General features: G+C 42.9%; 15 protein-coding genes. 3 read left to right on the top strand and 12 right to left on the bottom strand.

The annotated features are described in order from the left end of the window. Nucleotides 1-22: 22 nt before the first annotated feature. The 12 genes from QWZ07_RS12170 to QWZ07_RS12115 all read right to left on the bottom strand — a co-directional run bounded on the left by QWZ07_RS12170 (nucleotide 23) and on the right by QWZ07_RS12115 (nucleotide 18,517). On the bottom strand, nucleotides 23-895 hold the full coding sequence (locus tag QWZ07_RS12170) for an alpha/beta fold hydrolase (RefSeq protein ID WP_192853064.1): 873 nt from the start codon (nucleotides 893-895) through the stop codon (nucleotides 23-25). Between the two features lie 429 nt (nucleotides 896-1,324). Further along, complete coding sequence (gene drt3b, locus QWZ07_RS12165; protein WP_046208882.1) at nucleotides 1,325-3,355, bottom strand: antiviral reverse transcriptase Drt3b; 2,031 nt, start codon at nucleotides 3,353-3,355, stop codon at nucleotides 1,325-1,327. 20 nt (nucleotides 3,356-3,375) lie between these two features. Beyond that, nucleotides 3,376-4,686, bottom strand: a complete 1,311-nt coding sequence (gene drt3a / locus QWZ07_RS12160) for an antiviral reverse transcriptase Drt3a (RefSeq protein WP_225998438.1) — start codon at nucleotides 4,684-4,686, stop codon at nucleotides 3,376-3,378. A gap of 572 nt (nucleotides 4,687-5,258) precedes the next feature. Beyond that, nucleotides 5,259-7,646 carry a phenylalanine--tRNA ligase subunit beta gene (gene pheT, locus QWZ07_RS12155; protein ID WP_192853063.1) on the bottom strand — a complete coding sequence of 796 codons (2,388 nt, stop codon included), beginning with the start codon at nucleotides 7,644-7,646 and terminating at the stop codon, nucleotides 5,259-5,261. Between the two features lie 18 nt (nucleotides 7,647-7,664). Further along, nucleotides 7,665-8,648: a phenylalanine--tRNA ligase subunit alpha gene (gene pheS, locus QWZ07_RS12150; RefSeq protein WP_004734764.1), complete on the bottom strand. Its 984-nt coding sequence runs from the start codon at nucleotides 8,646-8,648 to the stop codon at nucleotides 7,665-7,667. A 311-nt stretch (nucleotides 8,649-8,959) separates the two neighbouring features. After that, entirely contained in the window at nucleotides 8,960-10,069 is a 1,110-nt protein-coding gene (locus QWZ07_RS12145) for a GGDEF domain-containing protein (RefSeq protein ID WP_017109718.1), read from the bottom strand. 270 nt (nucleotides 10,070-10,339) lie between these two features. Further along, nucleotides 10,340-11,572 (bottom strand): hypothetical protein, encoded by a 1,233-nt coding sequence (locus QWZ07_RS12140; RefSeq protein ID WP_192853062.1) that lies wholly within the window; start codon nucleotides 11,570-11,572, stop codon nucleotides 10,340-10,342. 9 nt (nucleotides 11,573-11,581) lie between these two features. Further along, the gene (locus QWZ07_RS12135) at nucleotides 11,582-12,373 is read right to left on the bottom strand and encodes an outer membrane lipoprotein-sorting protein (protein ID WP_192853061.1); all 792 of its coding nucleotides are present in this window, start codon (nucleotides 12,371-12,373) and stop codon (nucleotides 11,582-11,584) included. Nucleotides 12,374-12,416: 43 nt separating this feature from the next. Further along, nucleotides 12,417-14,996, bottom strand: a complete 2,580-nt coding sequence (locus QWZ07_RS12130) for an efflux RND transporter permease subunit (RefSeq protein WP_192853060.1) — start codon at nucleotides 14,994-14,996, stop codon at nucleotides 12,417-12,419. 121 nt (nucleotides 14,997-15,117) lie between these two features. After that, the gene (locus QWZ07_RS12125; RefSeq protein ID WP_192853059.1) at nucleotides 15,118-15,903 is read right to left on the bottom strand and encodes a TetR/AcrR family transcriptional regulator; all 786 of its coding nucleotides are present in this window, start codon (nucleotides 15,901-15,903) and stop codon (nucleotides 15,118-15,120) included. Nucleotides 15,904-16,301: 398 nt separating this feature from the next. Further along, nucleotides 16,302-18,062: an alkyl sulfatase dimerization domain-containing protein gene (locus tag QWZ07_RS12120; protein WP_192853058.1), complete on the bottom strand. Its 1,761-nt coding sequence runs from the start codon at nucleotides 18,060-18,062 to the stop codon at nucleotides 16,302-16,304. A gap of 125 nt (nucleotides 18,063-18,187) precedes the next feature. Beyond that, nucleotides 18,188-18,517: a hypothetical protein gene (locus tag QWZ07_RS12115; protein ID WP_192853057.1), complete on the bottom strand. Its 330-nt coding sequence runs from the start codon at nucleotides 18,515-18,517 to the stop codon at nucleotides 18,188-18,190. Nucleotides 18,518-18,803: 286 nt separating this feature from the next. Here QWZ07_RS12115 and secD point away from each other — a divergent pair, with 286 nt between their 5' ends. The 3 genes from secD (at nucleotide 18,804) to QWZ07_RS12100 (ending at nucleotide 22,881) form a co-directional block, all read left to right on the top strand. Then, nucleotides 18,804-20,597 (top strand): protein translocase subunit SecD, encoded by a 1,794-nt coding sequence (gene secD / locus QWZ07_RS12110; protein ID WP_390226697.1) that lies wholly within the window; start codon nucleotides 18,804-18,806, stop codon nucleotides 20,595-20,597. Then, on the top strand, nucleotides 20,597-21,499 hold the full coding sequence (gene secF / locus QWZ07_RS12105) for a protein translocase subunit SecF (RefSeq protein ID WP_192853055.1): 903 nt from the start codon (nucleotides 20,597-20,599) through the stop codon (nucleotides 21,497-21,499). The genes secD and secF overlap by 1 nt, the downstream gene beginning before the upstream one ends. 290 nt (nucleotides 21,500-21,789) lie before the next feature. After that, nucleotides 21,790-22,881: a calcium:cation antiporter gene (locus tag QWZ07_RS12100; protein WP_192853054.1), complete on the top strand. Its 1,092-nt coding sequence runs from the start codon at nucleotides 21,790-21,792 to the stop codon at nucleotides 22,879-22,881. Nucleotides 22,882-22,892 lie beyond the last annotated feature (11 nt).

The following is a 22,892-nucleotide window of genomic DNA, read 5'->3' as shown; positions in this document are numbered from 1 at the left end:
GCTTTTAATAAATACAACTGCCCTACTTCACTGACTTCACCGCTTTCATTAACGTTGTGTTGAATTGCTGTGGTTGCTCTAGCATTGGGAAGTGACCTGAGTCTTCAATGTAGTAAATGCTGTAATCTTTGATGTGTTTCTTGTTCGCTTCTGAGTCCGTTGGCCATAGGCGAGCATTAACCAATATTACTGGCACATTCACGTTCTCATACACGCGGTGTGCTTCGCCTGTCACGTATTGGCCTAGATAATGGCGAAACTGGTTTATTGCGATAACTGGAGGCGCTGAGGCCATATCTTGCGTTACCCAGTAAAGTAAATCTGCGTCTACGTCTTTTGGTAGCGAGTCTTTCACGAACATAGTAATGCCCGCTTGAAAGTCTGCTTCAAAAGGTTTGGTCATTGCATCTAGGTCGCTTTGTGAAACCGCTAGAGCGACGTTTTGCGACGTGTCGACACCAATAATGCCCTTCACTCTTTTCGGCATCATTTTAGCGGCTTCTGCAATAACACCACCCGCCATGGAATGGCCAACTAAGATGATGGATTCGAGTTGTTCTTTCTCGATTACGGCTTTGATGTCTTCAGCGAACGCAACCATGGTGTACTCTTCGCGGTTGAACGACGAGTTACCGTGCCCTGCTAAGTCCATGGTGATCACTTGGTACTGCTTTGAAAACTCACTCACTTGGTTTTGCCAAAGCCTGCTGTCTAAGCTCCAACCGTGAATGAGGATCAGTGCCGTATCCCCGCTCCCACTTTTGCCATACGCAATTTGCTCACCATCGTGAGATATCGCAATACCGTACTTAACCATTGAGTCATGAGCCATGGCATTAAAGCTACCAAGTACCATGAATACCAAGAATGTGATGTTTAGAATTAAACGTTTCATAGTGTCTCTCTACTTACTTTAGAGGGAACACAGAAAGCGCCCCTCTCAATCAATATAGTCACTATAAAGTGTGAAGTTGTAGACGGGTCAAGAGTGATAATAAAGTATAATTCAAACTAGAAACATTAGGGCAGAGTTTAAAGTGCCTAACTAAATATATAGTTTGTATCAGCGTGACTTACAGAAAGTAATTAGATTGTAAAACTAATAGAAGAGATTAAGGAATGGAGCTTGAAGTTTATCAAGTTTAATAGCTTTGAGTCCTCCCTACTACATAGGCCTAAAGCTATAGTAGTAGGGAGTCGTCGCAACGGAAAAACTCAGGTTAATCTTTCCAAGTAAAACCTCCATGCGTAGGACAGTTATACCCTTGTGCGCTGGTGTGTGTGGTTGCCAACAACCATTAAGGTTACCTGATGCGCTATGCAATTAGTATACGTCTTTACTTAGCTTTGCGTCCAGTTCTTTTGCAAAATCAAACTCATTCCACTTCGTAAACCAAAACTTGTTCTTCGAAATAATTCGCTTTACTAAGCTCTTCTCTATATCGTATCTAGAAAGTAAACTCTTCTTGAAAGAGAGGCTAACATACGGGCATGAAATGAGGTCTAATGTTAAATGAACCATTTCCGATTCATCTAATAACGAGTCATTCTTTGATTCATAAATATATTCAATATGTTTAATTAGCCCTTCCTTAATGAAGGTATATCTCTTTTTGTCACTTATGTAGAAAAGAAGTGATGTTATTGAAAAATAATTAAGATGATCATCAAAAATCAGCTCGTGACCATTATCTTTTATATTAAAATATTTAATCAACGTAAATTCATCTAACCAATAGTACTTACCCAACTGTCGTATTAAAACTAACAAATATAGTGTTTCAATTGGTGTAGCCTTGCTTATAGAATATTTATCCAAAATAGAACATGAGTTATCAAAGATACATTTAAATATTATATGCTGGTATTCAACACCCAACTTATTATCTTTAATAAACAAAATTATCCTCTGTATTATTCTACATAACTTTATTGTGCTGTTCACTTTAGGTGATACGGAGTAGATAAAGTATGAAAAATTAACCACTGATACAAGAGCATTTATAATTTGCCTTTCTTTAGACTCACTATCATTTATATCAATATAATCTTTAAATATTTTCTTAACTTTCTTTTCAATTATAGAAAGAGCATAGTTCAATATATCCGAATACGTAATACCTGAATCAGAAACAATAGACTTAAAGTCGGTAGATAAACTGCTTTGGTGGATATAGATATTATATTCATCAACTCCTTCATTTGATTCTTTATTATATTTTATTTTCTCTGAAATAAGATCTGCTATTTTCTTTTTTGCGATTGTAATTGGTGTTATTATCGGTCTTGAATACGTCTCTTCTTTATGACTATTTAACCCTAATTTATATGACCTTAAATCGGTTTGTAGATTATGCTTTACTTTGTCAAAAACATTACTATCATTATAAAAAATGAAATAATCATCAACATAACGATAAATTTGATAATCTTCACCCAGTAACAGTCCATTTTCATTTAAATTGTAGACAACATTATTGTCAATTGACTGCATTATAATTTCAGCGAAGATTCTAGAAAGCTCAGGCCCTATCAATATCCCATTAGTTTCATTGTAATTTAATCTCTGCATAAGTTGATCGAACTTAAAAGAAAATGTTGATTTCGTCTTATTTAGATTTTGTTTTGCATAACTTTTTGTTGAAACAGCCCAAGCAATTGAGTGAGTATAAATCGAATCAAAACAATGAGAAACATCTAGTTTCGATAGGAAATTGAAGCGTTTTTCACACCAATGATGATCTGGAGATTCGTAAAACTCAAAAATATTCTTATACTTTTTATAAACAAAGAAGGACTTTAAATTTTCGTAGTTCTGGCCATCTAGTTCAATACCAATGTCATCATTATCATAACTCTCTATTAAAGATTTTGTGTCTATGTAAGTGCACCCAGCTACTTTTTTTGCGGATCTTAAGCTAAGAGGACTAAGATCTGAATAGTAAGTAATGATGTCTCTATACTTGTCGTAGAAGTCAACTCCTAACACCTGCCCTTTAGGGTGAATAACCGATAAATATCGATACCTATTATGCTTATGAGAGATAGGAAATGTAAAAGCTATACTTGGTAAATTTGGATATTTTATATCTGTTTTAGTAAACGAAATTCCATCTATATTTATTTCAACTAATGTCGTAGATTGTTCAAGGCCTAATAGAATAAGTATTAACTTATTTAAAGCTTCATCTTCTGTAATCCAACTGAAGTTTAAACCATCATGTTTTATTTTGTTTTTTACTAGAAAACTGTAATAATGTCTATTCGAAAATGTAATTGGAACCTCAAATGGAAGAAAATCTGAAAGAACAGCTCTTTCTACCGGAAAGTTAATAGATAGTGCTTTTTTAGACATTCTTCCATACCTTTGACATATTACTTAGTTCTTCGATAGAAAATTTTCTGATCGAATCCATTTTCAAAAGATAACTTATTTATCCTTTTCTTTAACTTGTGGTCTTGTAGATTATTCGCTTGGGAATAAAGAAAGTGGTCAAGGCCTTTTAAATCTGAAGTTGAGTTTATAAACTTATTACTAAAGTATACTCCAACAAATGCTTTTGACTTACTATTATACAGCCGGGTATTACCAGTTAAGAATCTAAGTCTTATTATTAGATTTTTGTATGCCTTTCCTGGGGTTTTATGTAATGTATTATTGTACTCATCAAACGATTTTATTACTCTATCTCTAATTTTTTTACATTTATTATTACTCAATCTTATCTCACAAGAGCCAGATGATAATTTGAATTTATAACCAAGATAATCAAACGAACCGTTGTCTTGCTTGTATAAGTCTATTTCGCTTGTTTTACTATTTAATTTTAGACCTTTATATTTGACTATAGCGTCAATTTTTTTAATATACTCGGTGGTATTTTCTGTTTTAGTTGGAGAGAAAATAACAATCAAATCGTCAACATATCTTTCATAATATGTAATATCCTGTAACCGTCCAATCTTATCATCTACATCATTCATGTAAACCTCAGATAAATAGGAACTTAATCCTACTCCCCTAGGCAGTCCTACATCTTTTCCTATAACCCGACTAAATTCTCTTATTAATTGTGTAATAACTCTTCTCGGAGTTACAGACAACTTAGGAGATGAATGTAATATATTTAGTAATTTTTTATGACAAATCGACTCGTAAAAACTCTCTATATCTGCTCTAACTATATATTTTGGGCTAGTATCTTTAGCTAATGTACTTAACCTACTAACAATCAAATCTCTATGGTTAATACTTACATTAAAAAGAGACCCTAAAGTATATTGAATATGCTTTGAAACAAAAATAGCCTCAACATTATTTCCTATAGAAAAAACATCTTTATTTCTAACTTGATTTGATAGTTTTGTTAAAGGCAGGGAATATCCTTTTTTTCCGACAGTACTTACGATATTTTTAAGATTTTCATTTATTAATTCGTTATACTGCTCGTTTCTTTTAATTATAAGTTCATTAAACTTATCTTTCCTAACTTGAAATCTTTCGGCAGTTATCTGACCTACTTTTTTCTTATTTACTAATATCTTAACAAGCTTTTTCAATTGATTGATTTTCAATCTAGCCTTGTATGCTTCAGGAAAGTAATCAGCTTCAATCCTTCCTTTATTTTGTCGATCAATGTCGTATATTTTTCTAAAATTTTTGACAGAAAATGATTGGTCAAACAACTTGTACTCCTACATGAATTCTAATCAATCCGGCATGGACTGTAGTTTCAAAAATGTCGATACGAAATTCTACCACGCACAGTGCTATCAGTTGCATTTTTTTAACTATAAGTCGAGACTTTGCTTTCATATAGATAGATGGGAGGATTCTATTTTTGCTTTAGCTAAAACTTTTTAACAAACTTTCTTAGCTCCGTAAATTGACAAGCGAACTCATTGCAACCAAGTACCAAGCCTACATATACTTGTACTCTCCCTTTCAAAGTAAGCTATTACCACTTAAAGAAGGTAGCTTTACATTAGTACCTAAGAGGGGACTTTTTGTCGAGCCCAGCGCTGATCGTTGCTGTTCCACACGTCCTTTCTTCTACATAACGTGGGATGTTTACTTGTACTTGTATCTACCCATGTTATCTGTCCTTTTTGTCTTCGCTAAAAATCAAAGGAACGTTTAACATGGTATAACTTGCAGGCATGCCGAACTGAAAGATAGAAAACCAATATAATCAATAACTTAAAACAAAAAGGCCTCGCAATGCGAGGCCTTTGATTTTTCTATCTATCAGAAGAGATTAGTCGCGAAGTGCTGCGCCGAATTTCTCTGAGATTGAAGCTACGATAGCATCTACTGAACCAGCGATGTCTGCATCTTCAAGTGTGCGCTCTACAGACTGTAGGCTAAGTGCGATTGCTAGGCTCTTCTTACCTTCTTCAACGCCTTGACCAACGTATACGTCGAACAGTTTAGCGCCTGTTAGGAATTCGCCACCAGCTGCGATACACGCTTCTACGATGTCGCCAGAAGCTACTGCTTCGTCAACAACTACTGCGATATCACGACGGTTTGCAGGGAACTTAGATACGGCTACTGCTTCTGGAAGCACGCGAGTGTTGATAGCTGCCCATTCGATTTCGAATACGATAGTACGGCCGTTAAGACCAAACTTACGCTCTAGTTCTGGGTGAACAGTACCAATGATACCCACTTCTTTGCCGTCTACTACGATAGCCGCAGTTTGACCTGGGTGAAGTGCTGGGTGCTTAGCAGATTTGAAGCTGTATGCGATTTCGTTTGCAGAAAGCTCAAGAACAGCTTCTAGGTCACCTTTAAGATCGAAGAAATCTACAGTGTTAGTTGCCATGTCCCAGTGCTCTTCGCCACGAGTACCAGAGATAACGCCCGCAAGCATCATTTCTTGGCGCATGCCGTTTTCAGCTGTTGCTTCAGGGATGAAACGTAGGCCTGATTCGAATAGACGAACGCGAGACTGTTGACGCTTCTGGTTGTGAACAACTGTGTTTAGAAGACCTTGGATTAGGCCAAGACGCATTGCTGACATGTCCGCAGAGATTGGGAATGGCAGGATTAGCGGCTCAACACCAGGTACAACAAGTTTTTGCTGTTCTGGTTCTACGAAGCTGTATGTGATTGCTTCGTGGTAGCCACGGTCTACAAGAAGGTCACGAACGCGCTTAAGCGGTTGGTTAGCTTCTTTGTGGTCATTCATTTTAAGTGCCGCTTTAGGCGCTTGGTTTGGAATGTTATCGTAACCGTAGATACGACCTACTTCTTCAATTAGGTCTTGCTCGATTGCGATATCAAAACGCCAAGATGGAGACGTTGCCGTCCAACCTGCGTCCGTAGTCTCAACTTCACAACCTAGGCGAGTAAGAATTTCCACTACGTCTGTAGATGGGATTTCGTGACCTAGTAGGCTGTCTAGCTTAGCGCGACGTAGAGCAACTACGTTTGCTTTTGGTAGATCAGCTTCAGATTCGCTGCCGTTTACTGGCGCAACTTCACCACCGCAGATTTCAACTAGAAGCTGTGTTGCACGCTCCATTGCTGCTGCTTGTAGAGTTGAATCAACACCACGTTCGAAACGTAGAGAAGAATCTGTGTGAAGGCCGTAAGCACGTGCGCGACCACGGATGTGATCCGGTGCGAAGAATGCAGCTTCAAGAAGTACGTCAGTTGTTTCAGTAGTAACACCTGAATCTTGACCGCCAAAGATACCAGCGATTGCTAGTGCTTTGTTTTGGTCTGCGATAACAAGTGTGTTGCTGTTTAGTTCAGCTTCGTTGCCATCTAGAAGTGTTAGCTTTTCGCCCTGCTCTGCTAGACGAACTACGATACCGCCTTCGATCTTAGCAAGATCAAATGCGTGCATTGGTTGGCCTTGCTCTAGCATCACGTAGTTTGTGATGTCTACAACTGGGTCGATTGAACGGATACCACAACGGCGCAGTTTTTCTTGCATCCAGATTGGAGATTCCGCTTTCACGTTTACGTTCTTAACCACACGGCCAAGGTAACGTGGACAAGCATCAGTTGCTTTAATTTCAACAGATACTGTGTCTTCAATGCTTGTTGCAACAGCGTCAACTGTTGGCTCTGTAACGTCTGCGCGGTTTAGTACGCCAACTTCACGAGCAAGGCCACGGATGCTGAAGCAGTCTGCGCGGTTTGCTGTTAGGTCTACGTCGATAGTTACGTCGTTAAGCTCTAGAAGCTCACGTACGTCCATACCTAGCGTTGTGCCTTCTGGTAGCTCAAGGATGCCGTCAGACTCTACGTCGATACCTAGCTCAGAGAAAGAACAAAGCATGCCGTGCGATGGAACGCCACGTAGTTTTGCTTTCTTGATTTTGAAGTCACCAGGAAGTACTGCGCCAACCGTTGCTACTGCTACAGTTAGGCCAAGACGACAGTTAGATGCACCACAAACGATGTCTAAAAGCTCTTCTTCGCCGATATCAATTTTTGTAACTTGTAGTTTGTCTGCGTCTGGGTGCTGACCGCACTCAACCACTTTACCTACTTTAACGCCGGTGAATTCACCAGCAACAGGTTCTACATCGTCAACTTCCAAACCAGCCATAGTGATTTGGTGAGCTAGCTCTTCGCTGTTAATTGCAGGTTTAACCCACTCGCGTAGCCAAGATTCACTGAATTTCATAGTTTTGACTGCCCCGGATTACTTGAATTGTTTAAGGAAACGAAGGTCGTTCTCGAAGAACGCACGAAGGTCATTTACGCCGTAACGAAGCATCGTTAGACGCTCTACACCCATACCGAATGCAAAACCAGAGTATTTCTCAGGGTCGATGCCAACAGAGCGAAGTACGTTAGGGTGAACCATGCCACAGCCTAGAACTTCTAGCCATTTGCCATCTTTACGTTTCACGTCAACTTCAGCTGAAGGCTCTGTGAACGGGAAGAATGAAGGACGGAAACGCACTTCAACTTCTTCTTCAAAGAAGTTACAAAGGAAATCGTTAAGAATGCCTTTAAGTTGTGCGAAGTTTACGTTCTCATCAACTAACATACCTTCCACTTGGTGGAACATTGGCGTGTGAGTTTGATCGTAGTCGTTACGGTAAACACGACCCGGAGCAATGAAGCGGAATGGCGGTTTGCCGTTTTCCATCGTACGGATTTGAACACCAGAAGTGTGCGTACGTAGCATTAGATCAGGGTTGAAGAAGAAAGTATCGTGATCAGTACGAGCTGGGTGATCGTCTGCGATGTTTAGTGCATCAAAGTTGTGGAATGCATCTTCGATCTCAGGGCCAGACTCAGTGCTAAAGCCAAGCTCACCAAAGAACTGTTCGATACGCTCAACTGTGCGAGTAACTGGGTGAAGACCACCGTTCTCGATGCGACGACCTGGTAGGCTCACATCGATAGTTTCTTCAGCTAGTTTCGCTTCAAGCTCTGCACGTTGTAGTGCGTCTTTGCGAGCTGCGATCGCTTGTTGAACAGCACCTTTCGCTTTGTTGATCTCTTGACCAGCAGTGCGACGCTCTTCAGGTGGAAGTTTACCTAGGCTTTGTAGTTGAAGAGTTAATTCACCCTTCTTACCTAAATACTGAACTCGCACTTCATCAAGTGCGACTAACGAATCTGCTGTATCAATAGCAGTCGTTGCATTAGCAATGATCTCTTCTAGATGTTGCATCATTTCCTCATCTACCAGTTGGTAGTGTCCGTATCGGATGATTAGTTTTTTTAGATAGCTACACATAGTAATCAAACACGCTACCAATGCCAAATTGAATCGCTAAAAGAGCAAGTTATTGACTAAAAACACGGCAAATTTAACAGGATATTAATGAGGAGTAGGAAGAAGTGGAACAATTACTGGTACCACTCCTTAATTTGGAAGCAAATAGCGCTCAAAAAATAAAGCGAGCTAGGTTTTAGATTTAAAATAAACTGAGCGCTAAAACTGACGAGAGCTATGGTTCTAAATCTTAAGTAAATCGAGATCTAAATCTGAATCGAACAAACGCTGTTCTTCCCCGCGTTTTTCGCTAAATAAACGGACTCATCAGCCGCTTTAATCAATTCATTCATGGTTTCGAATTCTTGGGTCATTTCAGCCACACCGACACTAATGCTGCCAATCCAAGCTTGGTTGCCGGTCTCGACCTCTAATTCAGACACTTTCTGTCGAGTCGTTTCCGCGATGTGCATGCCCCCTTTAAGATCGGTATCAGGACAAATCACCAAGAATTCATCGCCCCCTAATCGGCACACAATATCATCGTTGCGGAATGTGTTTTTCAGTTCGCGCGAGAGGGTTTTTAGCACCAAATCGCCTGCATCATGGCCACTGGTGTCATTAATGCGCTTGAAGTGGTCGGCATCAATCATAATGCACACTAAAGGCACACCAAGTTCTTTGGAGTCTTGCCAATGCACGGCCAACTGTTTAAAAGCGCAGCGACGGTTAGGCAAATTAGTGAGTGAGTCTGTTAAGGACAGTTCTTCAAGTTTCTTATTCGCTTGTTTTAACTCTGCCGTACGTTCCTCGACTTTGTCTTCGAGTAACTGATTAAAGCGTAACAACTGTTTGTTGCGTTCAGAGACTTGTTCAAATAAGCCTTTAAGCGCGGCCAATAAAGGGATGGTTGACGAGTCTTGCTGCTTTTCTTCTGCCTCAAAGGCTTGGAGGGGTGTTGCGCCCTCTTCTATCGCGGCCACTTGTCGCGCCATGTTTTGGTCGATGCCGAGGATGTGATAAGCAAGCCAATGGATGAGGAAGTCCAGTAGGTGACGTGCTGACGCCTGATCTTCTTCCAAGATGAAAGCTTGCATGCTGTAGATATCTTGCATAAACACACGATGCACTTTGATGTGCTCTTCAATGTGTAAGTCATAGAGTCCGCAATCTCTCATCAAAGATTCTTCTTCTTTAAAGTGAAATTCGGCATAGCGAGTGAGGTCGAGTAAAGCGACGCTCATGTCGTCTATAGAGATCGTATTCTCTGACAGCAGGTTTCCGTAGTGATTGATAAAACCAACGAGGTATTGATGTTGTTCGTCTACGACACCAATGCCTGTTTCAAAGTTTTTATCCCAATTAAATGAATTCATAAATCCCTTAGGGCCGATACCACCAGCACAATTTACATGCATATCCGGAGGTTATAGAGGTTCGAAAAATATAACCATCTTACCTGTGGGGCTATTTGATTGTTTGATCCACTTTATAAAAAGACGACGTTGAACATTCTAAATATGGCTCATCTTAAATTTGAGACGCTCCCCTTAAGAAGAACGCCTCATGAAGCTAATATTAACTTTTTGGAAATGCCAATTTTTTGGAAATGCTAAATTGTTGGAAATGCTCACTTTTTGTAAAGACTAAAAATAGTATTCCAACGCCATCTCAACAAAGTCATCCTTACGAGCAAAGAACAACAAGTCTTCTGGGGTTTCGTTCTCAAACAACCAAGCGTTCAATCGCCACTTGAGGTTGTTATTGATGCGGCTTGATGCTTCCAACTTGGCACTGTAGACATCGCTGTTATCTAAGTCTTGAGTGATGCCCGTAAGTACTTCGGTGCCGTCTTCATCGTTCAAGGCGAAACGCGCACCAAGGAACACATCGTTTTGACCGATGGTTTGGGCGTTGTTACCTCGGCTGTCATACAGGTATTCAGCAATGAAGCCAATGTCCCAATACGATTCAAGCGCCCCAACCCATGTGTATTCAAAGCCTGTCGCGACGCCTGTGTGATTGTCGTAACTGTCGCGATAAATGCTTTCAAGCTTCCATAACCAGTCACCAATAATGCCTTGCACATCGAGTCCGAAGTGCTGCATTTGCGCGTAATACGGCTTGAGTTCATTGCCTTCTACACGATAATAAGGGTCGCGATTTGTGCCGCCTAAGTAGCTTAAACCGACATCCCAATCACCGTACATTTGGCTATAACGCAGTGCCACATCGACGTGCTTTTCTTCTCTCGAAGATTCGTAAAGCGCATCGTCCGATACAGGCACTGTCGGCCTTAAGCGACCGTCTTCCCCTGCGAAGGTACGCTCACGAAAATACGGCAGTAACATGGCATCGATAGTTCCCCAGTCTTTGATCGAGGTGAAGTGGACCATTGGCTGACCCAATTTCGATTCACCATCGACCGATTCAATGGCATCGGTTTGGTTTACTACATCGACCAAGTGCGCCGATTCGGTTACACCCCAAAACACCTTGCCGACACCGGCTCGCAATTCGTAATCGTCCCAATAATTGAGATACAGAGCTTCACGAACGTCGCCATGGGTGCGCTCATCATCTTCGCTGTCTAGGCGATAAAACGGGGTGAAGGTAAAGCTGCCGTTGCCCTCTTGTTGCTCCCAATAAAACTCTGGTTGCAACACCAGTGAGCTTTGTCCTTTATCTTGCCCTTGCAAACCGTCACTAAAGAACTGCCTGTGTTCGAGGTTAACCTGCCCTGCGAGTTCCGGACTAATCTGTTCTACGAACTCAGAGCTAAAACCAGCCGCCACACATGGCAACGACACCTGCATTAGCCCAACTGTCGCTGCAAAAGTTAAAGATAACTGCGTTCCTGTTAACACAATCCTTTTCATATTCTTGCCTTACTTTGCACGTTTAAGTGTGTTTTTTTGAAAATCCTTGTCCTTAAGACCGATCTGGAACGCTAAATCTGTCGTGGTTAATACCGTACTCTTGCCCGTTTGATGGTTTTGCATCGACATGGTGTGTGCGCGCCAGTATTGGTTTAGGTATTGTTTGTAGTCTTGGAACGATAGAGTTTTCAGCAATGCGCCTTTACGGTCGTAAAACTCCACTTGAACTGGGCGGTAGTATTGTTGGTCTAGCCATACTTTTTGCATGGTGTAGCCAGAGTTTTTATCGGTCGGAACTTGCTCCAATACAAAGGTATCCACACCTTCAATTTTGGCGTCTTCAATGTAGTTGAAGGTGTACTTTCCTAACTCGAACGAGCTCAAGTCTTCGTAAGCAAATTCACTGCCCATAAACGGGCCCGATTTGTTGCGTGAAGAGATGCGTTTCACACGTTTCAATGCAGGCAAATACAACCATTGGTCATCAGACTTAGTGATGTGTGAATGGTTGAGAAAAGCTGTGCCTTTTACGTCGCGTGGCTCATCAAAAATAGTCAGCCCTTTATCACCATCGTCATCCACTTCTAACGATTTCAATCGCATTAGGCGTGTACTGCTTTCGCCCTGTTTGTTGCGAAGTAGCATTTCCATGGTTGCGACAGAATCGCCCCACCCCATATCAACGGCTTTACGTTGCTCGGCAATTTCTAGGCCTTTCGCAGGGTCGGCTAACGCTGGGAAAGCTAATACCGCGCCCATAGTAAATAGTGTCGTAACGAGAGTTTGTTTAACGCTTTTCATAAATTTCTCCTTGAGTCAGCCCACCGCAGCAGGCTGACGATTCCTATTTGGTCGAAGTAGTCAGTTCGCCAGTCGAGCTAGGCTGTGCTGTTTTAGATGGCTTAGATTCGTGCTGAGGTTTATCTGCATAGTGGGTCTGTTTGTCGAAGATCATCAGCAGGCTTGGCAGCAAGATGAAGTCGACTACTAGCGCAATGAAAATCACAATCGCGCTGAGTAAGCCCATATCCGAATTGAGTCTGAAGCTCGACATCGCTAGTACAGAGAAACCAGCCACAAGCACGACAGTGGTGATCCACAGTGCGCGACCGACGGTGTGGAAGGCGTAACGAACCGCTTCTTCTGCTGATTTCCCTTCCATTCTGGCGCGTTGGTATTTACTTAAGAAATGCACTGCATCATCGACCACGATACCCAATGTAAGCGTGACCACGACTGACAAACCCAAGTTAATTTCACCAGAGATCAGCGCCCATAAACCAAAGCCGATAATCGCAGGGGCAATGTTTGGCACTAAGCTGATCACACCCAAGCGAACCGAGCGCAATGCAAAGATCATCAGGCCAGAGATAAGCACTAAGGTGATTGGCAGAGTTGATAGCATGCTCGCCATGTTGGTTTCGCCAATGTGAGCAAACATCAGAGATGGACTGGATGCGACTACTTCATACTGCGGCGCATTAGCGGCAAACCATGAGTAGATGCGCTCTTCGAGTTCAACCAATTCCACGCTGCCGAGGTTGTCCACCGTCAGCACCATTTTGATCGATGATTTATCGACATTGATTTGGTTGTTCAAATCCAAGCCATAAGGCAAAGACATCTCGTAAAGCAGTAAGTATTGTGCGGCGAGTTCACGGTTAAGTGGCAATTGGTAGTAGCTATCGTCGTCACCGTGCATATTCTTATTCAAACGCATGTAAACATCGGAAAGTGTGGCCACATGGTCGGTTTCTGGTTGTACGCGTAGCCAATCGGTAAAGTCACCAATCGCTTGTAAGAACACAGGGTCGGCAATCGCTTGAGACTCATTGGTTTTCACCGCAATACTGATGGTCGTCATGCCACTTACGGTCTGTTCCATGAAGTCGGCTGCTTGTCTGAATTCACTTGAGGTATCGAAATACTTCACCGATTCATCATTCACTTTGTTGAGTGGAATTAACGCGGCAGCACCCACTATCACTAGAGTCGAAATAGGCAGCAGAGCTTTGCGGTTAGCAACGACAAAATCACCGAGCTTATCCATGAAAGTGACTTTGCTTTCCGCTGCATCATTGGCTGGCAAAGTCTTCACTGGCAAGAGCTTTAACAGCGCAGGAAGCATGGTCACGGATAGGAAACACGCGATGATCACGCCCAATGCCGACAAGTTACCGAAGTCTCGCAATACTGGAGAATCCGACATGTTCATCATCAAGAAGCCAATCGCGGTGGTGACAGAAGTAATTAAGATCGGCATCGCATTAAGCTTAATGCTGTATTGAATGGCTTGTGCTTTCTCCATCCCGCGCTGCATTGCTTGTCTCATGGTCACAATCACGTGAACACAATCGGCAACTGCAAGGGTTAATACCAAGGTTGGAACGTTAACCGTCGCGGTGCTGAGGAACATCCCTGCCCAGCCAGACAAACCCATGGTCGCGACAATCGACGAGATAATCACAACTAAGGTAGCCACCACACTAAAGAATGAGCGCAACATAAAGGTCAGGAACACCAACACCACCAGCAGCATTAACGGAACGAGTGTTGAGCTGTCTTCTTGAGCCGACATCATAAACGCGTTGTTCATGGCAATGATGCCTGCCTTGTGGAACTCGACATTCGGGTAATCGGCTTGGTACTTGGCGATCATAGTATTGATGGCCGCGATCACTTCTTGCACTTCGGCAGTTTTATCCACTTCAGGCAATTGCACGGTGACGTTGACAATCGTCACGTCACCAGAGGCTGACACTAGTGCGTTTTTAAGCAGTGGCTCGTTGAGGGCGATCTGTTTAACTTTGGCAATTCGCTCGGGCGTGTGCTCGTATTCTTCATACAGCAGGTCTTCGACCAAGAGGTCATCTTCAACCGCTTCGGTATGCTGATAATTAGCAAGCGAGTCGACACGGCTTGAGTACGGGATCTGCCACGCATCGACCGTGAGGTTTTGAATTAGGGTAAGGGTTTCTGGGGTGAAGACATTGCCATCTTCAGGTGCAACAACAATCGCGAGGTTGTCGGTTTTCGCAAAGGTGGTTTGGATTTCGTCGAACGCCATCAACTGTTTGTTGGTGCCTTCGAAGAAGATGTTGTAGTCCCCTCTAAAGTAGAGGTTCTTCGCACCAAAAGCAGAAAGCATGATGATTGAAAAAACCACCAGCAAAACGATAAACGAACGCTTAGTCGGTATTGAGTGCCAACTGTTATCTAGATTATGAGCCTGTTGACCTGAGTTGGACGATTGACTCTCTAAATCGGGGTTATTAGCTAGATCGAGGTGACTAGTTGAATCAGGGTTACTCATTGAATCAGAGCTATTAGCTAAATTGGGCTTCTGGCTGTCATGTTCCATCACAGTCTCCATTTGTGACGATTCGTCATAGTTGTGTCTTAAAAAGCCAGCCGAAGCTGACAAAAGACACAATTCTTAGTCATACACTCAAGAAAACCAAAACCACGTTAGGCTAAACTTAAGTTTATGACGAATCGTCACAAATGGTTATTAATAAACCCACATGAGTGGGCTTAATGGAAGCTTATCGACCTACTGATTCTAAGTAGGTGATTTCTTCACTGAACAGTTCTTGTTCTACACGACGCCAAGTTTTGCGGTAATCCCAATCGCTAGAAAGGGGCTGCCAATTTAGGCCGTCTAGAAGCATGTTCGCGTTATGTAATACTGAATACGGGTCTTGTAACCGTTTGATACAATGACTGTTTGATGCGTTCTGTGACAAGGCATTTGAACCAAATGCGATTGACCAGTTTGCAAACACGATGGCATCTGAACCCACACCAGAAGAGAACTTTAGGTCACCCGCTTCTACTGCTTGGTTAACCATAGAATCGGCTTGTTCAATCACCAACTCTTCCAGTTCGTTCATCTCGGCTACACGTGCACTAGACGCTTTCTCTAGTACCCACGGGCTTTTCGCCATGATCGCACAAGTTGATAGTACCGGTTCCATGCGAGCATAGATTCGGTAAGCAACGTGCAGTGCGACGATCTTTTCGCGTGTGTTGCCTTCAAACTCTCCAGAACGAGCAAACATCAATGCCTCGGCCTTTAAAGAATGAATACACAAAGCTAAAACCACGTCTTCTTTGCTGCAAAAGTGATTGTATATCGTACCTTTAGAATAACAGCTCGCGGCCGTCAGCTTATCCATCGTGAGGTTTCCGAACCCTTGTTCTCGAACCAGATCTTTTGCTAACAACATCAATTCTACTTCTCGGTCTGCGATAGACTGCTGCTTTTTAGACAACACGCCTTTGCAACCAAAGATACCTTGTTTATCGCCTTTACAACTAAAGCCAAACATAATTTTTCAGTCCGTATATGAGCTTAGCCGTTACCTAAGCTTCGCCAGTATTTAAAACGCTCCTATCCAATATATTAACACGAATGGTAAATTCATGTAGTTAACCATTTTGTGACGCTTCGTCATTTCTGACTTATCGTCATAATAGCGCAAATATTGATCATATCAAGGCGTTTTATAAATTAAATACATTTTGTGAATAGGTGGATAAATAGGTGTGATAGTTATCAATAGCCAAAAGGTGACGTTTACCAATGCGCTCAGTAGCCTGACAGGATCTGGACAGAAGCGGTTTAGAGATAAGCCTTTAAACGAAAGGTAAAAACTGGAAAACATAAAAAATGGTGGCTCAGATATCAGCCACCATTGAATGAGCTAAAAAGCACGAACGCAATGTTTTATTCAGTTGTTATAGTCAATGCAGTATCAAAGGCTGCCAACGAGTCGTCTAACTGCTTAAACTCTGTTTCGCCTAATAACACTTCACTCCACTCAAAGTGAGATAGATTAACGGTCACCCCTGCGTTTAATTTTGAACTAATTTGAACAATGCCATTTCGAAGCTGAATACCGAACGCGTGCTCACTATCATTCATCTTTAAGTTGAACTGAGAAGACAAACCTTCCGCTTTGCGTGTATCCACCAAATAACGAATGTACTCGACATTATTCTCTATCGGAGACGCCTCTAACTTTTCACTGGTGATTGTCCCAAGTAGTTGAGTTAGAGATTGATAGTTGTCCAATTGATGTTCACCGAATGAAAGTTTCCCTTCATGAAGTAATGCTTCAGAAATATAGAATCCACGAGCATTGGCTGAGCTGGTACGTTGCCCAAGTGCACGAGCCGCTTCTGCGCGCGACAGTTTGGCTTCTTCGTTATTTGGATCTATTTCAAGTATTTGAGAGGTTAAGTATAGCGACCACTGCCACCCTTCCAAGGTTTGCGTCTTATTTGACTGTTTGGCCATTTTGTTGGCTAACTCAACCCCACCTAAACTCCCAATAAATTGATGAGCAAAGGTTTGTGTCTGCAAAGGGTTGATGTCGTACACGTCCCAACCATTCCAGCCCATAACACCGTTATAGACCTGCTTCGCATGACTTTCGACTTGCCCATAGGTTTCTTTATCCAATCGTAGGTTTTCTGGCATATAAACAAATTCAGCTGCGCCCTGAGCATCCTTTCCAAGCTTTATCGCTCGTATTGTTTGGTCATGTATCAACTGCATCGAATCGCGAAACTCATAGATGGCATCCTCTGCGGCTTCTTTCGTTACATTGGCAGCACCATGTATATCAACGTGATAGTCAAAGTCATAAGAAAGGACCAAATCTGCCGCATCAACAAGCCGGATAGGGTCACGATACCTATCTCCGCGCAAAGTATAGAGATTGAAAATTGAGCCCGCATTCATTGCATTGGTCACCATAAGGCTCTTTTCGGGAAAGTAGTAAGCGACACTGTCTGTCACATCCGTAGGGCTAGGTAAAACAATCACCTCCATCCCCGCAATTGTGTGCGCTTCAACTTGGTTGTGCTCAAAAGTAACGGTTGGAGATTGGTAGCCTTTTTCGCCCTCAAGCTTATCTAGCGTGAAACCAAGTTTATTAGGAAACGCATCTGGGCCGCTTTCAGGGTGTAACAACCCAAATTGAATAGCGACTCGAGTAGAAAAGATTCCAGCTAGAGGGCTAACACCATTGTCTGCAAAAAGGTGTTTCTCCATCCACTCATGTGCGTAAATAGCTGTGTCATCATTACTCCACGCTTGTGTACCCCACACATAATGCGAATGGGTGTAAAGGACCGCACTAACATCAATCTTTTGGTTCAGCTTTTTTTCCAACTGTTTGCGTTGCTCTTGCGCTACTTTTAAATCGTCTCCCGTATCAACGATGATCCATCCTTCAGGAGCCTCGACCGCAATCACGTTACCGATACCCCACCCAGCAATACGATAGACACCATCGGTTATCTGAGTGATTGATTGCACGTCTACATCCCACAATTGGTCTACCATAGCAGCGGGCTTTGTAGTAACAATCCCTCTATCCGTAACAATAGGGTCATACTTAAGAGAAAGATTGTATTGGTCGGCAACCGCGACAAATGAAGTAGAGAGTAAAAGAGCCGTGCTGAGAATTGTCTTTCGCATAATATCGTTCTTCTAGTTAATGGAATAATTTAGGGTTAGTCCCTTTCGATGACGCCATTACACTCAATCTCAATAATTAAATCGATGAATTAGAGAAAGTCATATTTGGCTAATCATCATTTTATTTAAATCGGAGATAATGATTTAAGCCCTAGAAATATGTCTTGCCCTTTATCGGTTTTAATTTCAAAGTCATCAAGCCAATATATGTCAGTTAATAACCGAACATCTGCGATTAACTCGCAGCGATCCTTTTCGCTCAACGCTTCGACCTCACTAACCCAACATATTGATATATCAATAATTATCACTCTTTCCAGCTCAAGAAACTGATGGCTAAATTGCTCATGCAATGACTCTATGTCTTTGGCGTAACTCAGCACTAAAGTGCACTTCCCTTCACCAATATCACAAACTCTATATTTGCGGTCATTTAAATATATTGTGCAATCCATATAGATTTATCCTCAATTAGTAATTCAGATTTCATTGTTTTAAATAAATCAAATCTCTACGAGGAATTAGAGAAATTCATATATGAAAAGTGGAGAAAACCAAATATGAATTTCTCTAATCCATAGTGCTATTGAGTCAAGAAACTAAGATAGCTCGGTAACCAACAGTTAGGTTTATCGAAAACCTTTCAGGCCCCTTAGTTTCAACTCATACGTGATTAATACCGCTGTTTATTTGATAAACAAGCTTGGTGCTACTTGCGGATGCGTTAATCAATAAGATGCAATCAAAATGAAGTTAAAGCGCTCAAACACACCCATAAATTATTCAGCTAAATGGAAGGTCATCGTTCTCGTGCTGTCTGTGGTACTGATGCTTCTCAGTGCCCTACCCTCTGCATTTGGTGAACGTGAAGCTTTGCACATTTCAAACCAAACGCATTCGGCACACGCTGATGATGTATATCGTTATCTTGTAGACAACAAAATTGATGTTCACAGTGTTAGCGAAAACAACGATAGGTTAGTGGTGACGTTTGCTTCGAGCGGACAACAAGCCCCCGCACAAGCTTTAATGTCCGAGTTCATCCAACCATCGGAGACCGTTGCCCTCACACTCGAACCTTCAGCTCCTTCTTGGTTAACCTCTCTGGGCTTTCAGCCGATTAAATTTGGATTAGATCTGCGCGGTGGTGTGCAATTTCTCTTAGATGTTGACCTCGCCCCTGTTTTTAATGCTCACGCACAATCAGTGATCGACGATCTTCGTCAGGAGTTTCGTGTACGCGGCCGTGTAGAAAACGGTGAAGTGGTCATCGCTCGATATAACGAAGCACTACTTGGTGATATTCGAACCCATTTAAGAACACAGTATCCAAATTGGATTCTGAGCCAATCTGGTGAGCGCTTGATGATCTCAATGGATGAGGAGGAGAAGCGTGCGATTCGAACTCTGACCGTGACACAAAATCTTCAAACAATGCGAGGCCGCATAGAAGAACTAGGAATCACGGAAGCCGCCGTCCAGCGCCAAGGTGAAAACCGAATTCGCATCGAACTGCCAGGAGTGCAAGATCCTACATCCGCAAAAAACATTATCGGCGCTACTGCATCACTAGCGTTTTACCATGTGGAGCCCAATGCTAGTGCACGAACAAAATCCATCAATGACCAAGATGGTAGACCTGTCATTCTACATAGAAACAGTATCTTAGGGGGTGAGCATATTATCGATGCACGAGCCAGCCTAGGAGAAATGGGGACACCCGAAGTCAACATCACTCTTGATAGCACGGGGGGGCGGCTGATGACCAATCACTCGCGCAGCAATATCGGAAACCCGATGGCGACTCTGTACAGTGAATACAGTCAATCAGAGACAGGACAATCCATTGAGCAAAGCGAAGTTATCAGCGTAGCGACAATTCAATCAACGCTGGGGAGCCGCTTTCGCATCACTGGCGCGGGGTCAATGGCAGACGCTCAAAACCTTGCTCTTCTATTAAGAGCAGGCTCACTCACAGCCCCTGTCACCATTGTTGAAGAACGCACCATCGGGCCAACTCTTGGTGCTGAAAACGTCAAAAATGGCTTTGCGGCACTCGCCTTGGGGCTGGGTTTTACATTGGTATTTATCGCTTGTTGGTATCGACGTCTTGGCTGGGTTGCGAATGCTGCACTGACTATCAACTTAGTGTGTCTGTTTGGTCTATTGGCGCTCATCCCTGGCGCTGTGTTAACGCTTCCGGGCATTGCTGGGCTTGTGCTAACTGTGGGGATGGCTGTCGATACCAACGTGCTTATCTTTGAACGCATCAAAGACAAGATGCGAGAAGGCAGAAACTTTTCCCAAGCCATAGAGCGAGGCTTCGATAGCGCATTCTCTTCCATTTTCGATGCCAACCTCACCACTATGATCGTCGCCATCGCTTTGTATGCAATAGGTAACGGTCCCATTCAAGGCTTTGCTATCACACTCGGATTAGGCCTACTGACGAGCTTATTTACTGGCGTATTTGCGTCTCGAATTCTTATCAATTATTTGTGGGGAAGAAACACCTCACATGAGGTGAAACTGTAATGACCAAATCAATTAACGTCACCAAAACACGTCAATTGATGACGATGATATCTCTGATTCTACTGACGCTTTCTATTACATCAATCGCGGTAAGAGGTTTCAATTGGGGACTCGACTTTACGGGAGGTGTCGTCGCCGATATTCAAACAAAGCCAGACGTCACTCAAGTTCTACTCAAGTCTCACCTAGATTCGGCACTGAGCCAAGATGTTCAAGTGACGGCAGCAGGCAACGAGGGAAATTGGCAACTGCGTTTCAATGATACAGACCTCGATTTGCGAGAAGCACTTAACCAAGCGCTGTTGCCGATAGACAGCAATTTTCACATTACCAACAGCAGCGTAATTGGCCCTCAGGTTGGGTTAGAAATGGTCGAACAAGGCGGCTTGGCGATTTTGGCTTGTTTCGTTCTTACCTTGTTGTACTTGAGTTACCGATTTGAATGGCGACTCGCGCTCGGTTCAATTGCAGCTTTGGTTTACGACATTGTGATTGTGCTAGGGCTCTTTGCGGTGACTCAAATTGAGTTCAACCTAACGGTGTTGGCCGCTTTGCTGGCAGTAATGGGCTACTCCCTGAATGATTCGATCATCATTTCAGACCGCATCCGTGAGGTATTTCGTGCGAAGCCAGACGGTGAGACCGATGCCCTTCTCGATCAGTCCATCGTATCAACGTTATCACGAACGCTTGTCACATCAGGTACCACCTTGGTCACAGTCTCAGCACTGTGGCTGCTAGGAGGGAGTGCACTAGAAGGTTTCGCCATTGCACTGTGCGTCGGGATTATAAGTGGAACGTGGTCCTCTATCTCTATCGGCACACTCTTACCAACGTGTGTGGGCTTGAAAGCAATCCACTATAAGCCGGAAGAAACTGAATCCCTTCAAAGCATGCCTTAGTTTTTGCTGACTGCGCTTAGTGCTTACCGCTTACTTAAGAACGCTATTAGGCGATAGTCAGTCGTCTGATAGCAACAAAGAATTTCTCTAATTCATAGTCTGGATCATCGGTTCACCTTAAGTTAGCAACATGGTTAGACACATAGCTTTGTAGATATCGTTTTAGATGCAAAAGCTTAAACGCATAACTTGAAACGAACCGTTTGCTGCACAGGAAGTTGCAGTATTCACCCGATTTACTCTCGTTAAAGGACATTAGCGAGCCTTCGGTTACTCAATAAAGGCTCAACATGCTCAACGTACTCAAACAAGAATACAAACTGCCACTAGGCATCGTTGCCGTTCTATTTTTCAAACTGTTCGGCGACAACTTGCTCACAGGGGAACTGTCTCAGCTCGCCTATATAATGATTACTGCGGTGCTGTTTTACGCAGTGATGAGCGCCATTTTTTCCGTTGTTCGTCATTCAGATGCGCTAGCGATAAAGCTTGGCGACCCATTAGGCACGCTTATATTAACGCTGTCTGTTGTCTTGCTCGAAGTTATTATGGTCTCGTCCGTTATGTTGACTGGAGAATCCAATCCCTTCTTAGCGCGTGACACCATGTTTGCTGTCGTGATGGCGGTGCTTAATGGCTTTGTCGGTATCACCTTATTAATCGGTGGTATGAAATACCATACGCAAACCTACAACCTTGATGGAATCAAAGCGTACTTGGTGGCTATTATCCCACTTTCATTGCTTTGCTTGGTGCTGCCTAATTTCACCAGTATGGATTCGCTCGGTAACATGTCGACCAGCCTCACTTGGACATTGGTATTCGCTTCAATCGCATTGTATGCCGTATTCCTGTTCATCCAAACACGCAGCCATACCGACTACTTCATTGATGGTGATAATGAAGATCATCACGAACATCACGGCCCTCTGCACAGCAATATATTCCACACGATTATGCTGGTCAGCTATCTGATGATCGTAATTTTGTTAGCGAAAAGCCTCGCGATTCCAATTAACGATGGCATCACCGAAATGGGCGCACCTGCGGCTCTAGGTGGTTTGATTGTTGCCTTGATTATTCTGGCCCCTGAAGCGGTCGGAGCTGTTAAAGCCGCCGTTACCAATCAACTACAGCGCGCGATGAATCTGTTCTTTGGCTCGGTTCTCGCCACAATTGCACTAACCGTTCCCGCTGTTCTGTTGATTTCAGGGGTCATGAACGAACCCATCCAACTCGGCCTCGCCCCTGCAGAAATGGTGTTATTAGGTGCAACGCTATTAATGACAAGCGTGAGCTTTAGCAGCGGGAGAACTAACTCGCTCAATGGTGCGACCCACCTCATCCTGTTCTTTGCCTACATCATCTTAATGTTTGATTAAAACGCATTGTG

The sequence above is a fragment of the Vibrio lentus genome, assembly GCF_030409755.1.
Taxonomy (GTDB): Bacteria; Pseudomonadota; Gammaproteobacteria; order Enterobacterales; family Vibrionaceae; genus Vibrio; species Vibrio lentus.
The sequence above is the reverse complement of the archived record's forward strand: the minus strand, read 5'-3'. Positions and strand labels throughout refer to the sequence as shown.

What these genes read in the sequence shown, in the direction of transcription:
- QWZ07_RS12125 (WP_192853059.1), bottom strand. Translation starts at nt 15,903, where the DNA reads ATGTTTGGCTTTAGTTGTAAAGGCGATAAACAAGGTATCTTTGGTTGC.
- drt3b (WP_046208882.1), bottom strand. Translation starts at nt 3,355, where the DNA reads ATGTCTAAAAAAGCACTATCTATTAACTTTCCGGTAGAAAGAGCTGTT.
- pheS (WP_004734764.1), bottom strand. Translation starts at nt 8,648, where the DNA reads ATGCAACATCTAGAAGAGATCATTGCTAATGCAACGACTGCTATTGAT.
- QWZ07_RS12170 (WP_192853064.1), bottom strand. Translation starts at nt 895, where the DNA reads ATGAAACGTTTAATTCTAAACATCACATTCTTGGTATTCATGGTACTT.
- QWZ07_RS12135 (WP_192853061.1), bottom strand. Translation starts at nt 12,373, where the DNA reads ATGAAAAGCGTTAAACAAACTCTCGTTACGACACTATTTACTATGGGC.
- QWZ07_RS12120 (WP_192853058.1), bottom strand. Translation starts at nt 18,062, where the DNA reads ATGCGAAAGACAATTCTCAGCACGGCTCTTTTACTCTCTACTTCATTT.
- secF (WP_192853055.1), top strand. Translation starts at nt 20,597, where the DNA reads ATGACCAAATCAATTAACGTCACCAAAACACGTCAATTGATGACGATG.
- QWZ07_RS12145 (WP_017109718.1), bottom strand. Translation starts at nt 10,069, where the DNA reads ATGAATTCATTTAATTGGGATAAAAACTTTGAAACAGGCATTGGTGTC.
- QWZ07_RS12115 (WP_192853057.1), bottom strand. Translation starts at nt 18,517, where the DNA reads ATGGATTGCACAATATATTTAAATGACCGCAAATATAGAGTTTGTGAT.
- QWZ07_RS12100 (WP_192853054.1), top strand. Translation starts at nt 21,790, where the DNA reads ATGCTCAACGTACTCAAACAAGAATACAAACTGCCACTAGGCATCGTT.
- QWZ07_RS12140 (WP_192853062.1), bottom strand. Translation starts at nt 11,572, where the DNA reads ATGAAAAGGATTGTGTTAACAGGAACGCAGTTATCTTTAACTTTTGCA.
- pheT (WP_192853063.1), bottom strand. Translation starts at nt 7,646, where the DNA reads ATGAAATTCAGTGAATCTTGGCTACGCGAGTGGGTTAAACCTGCAATT.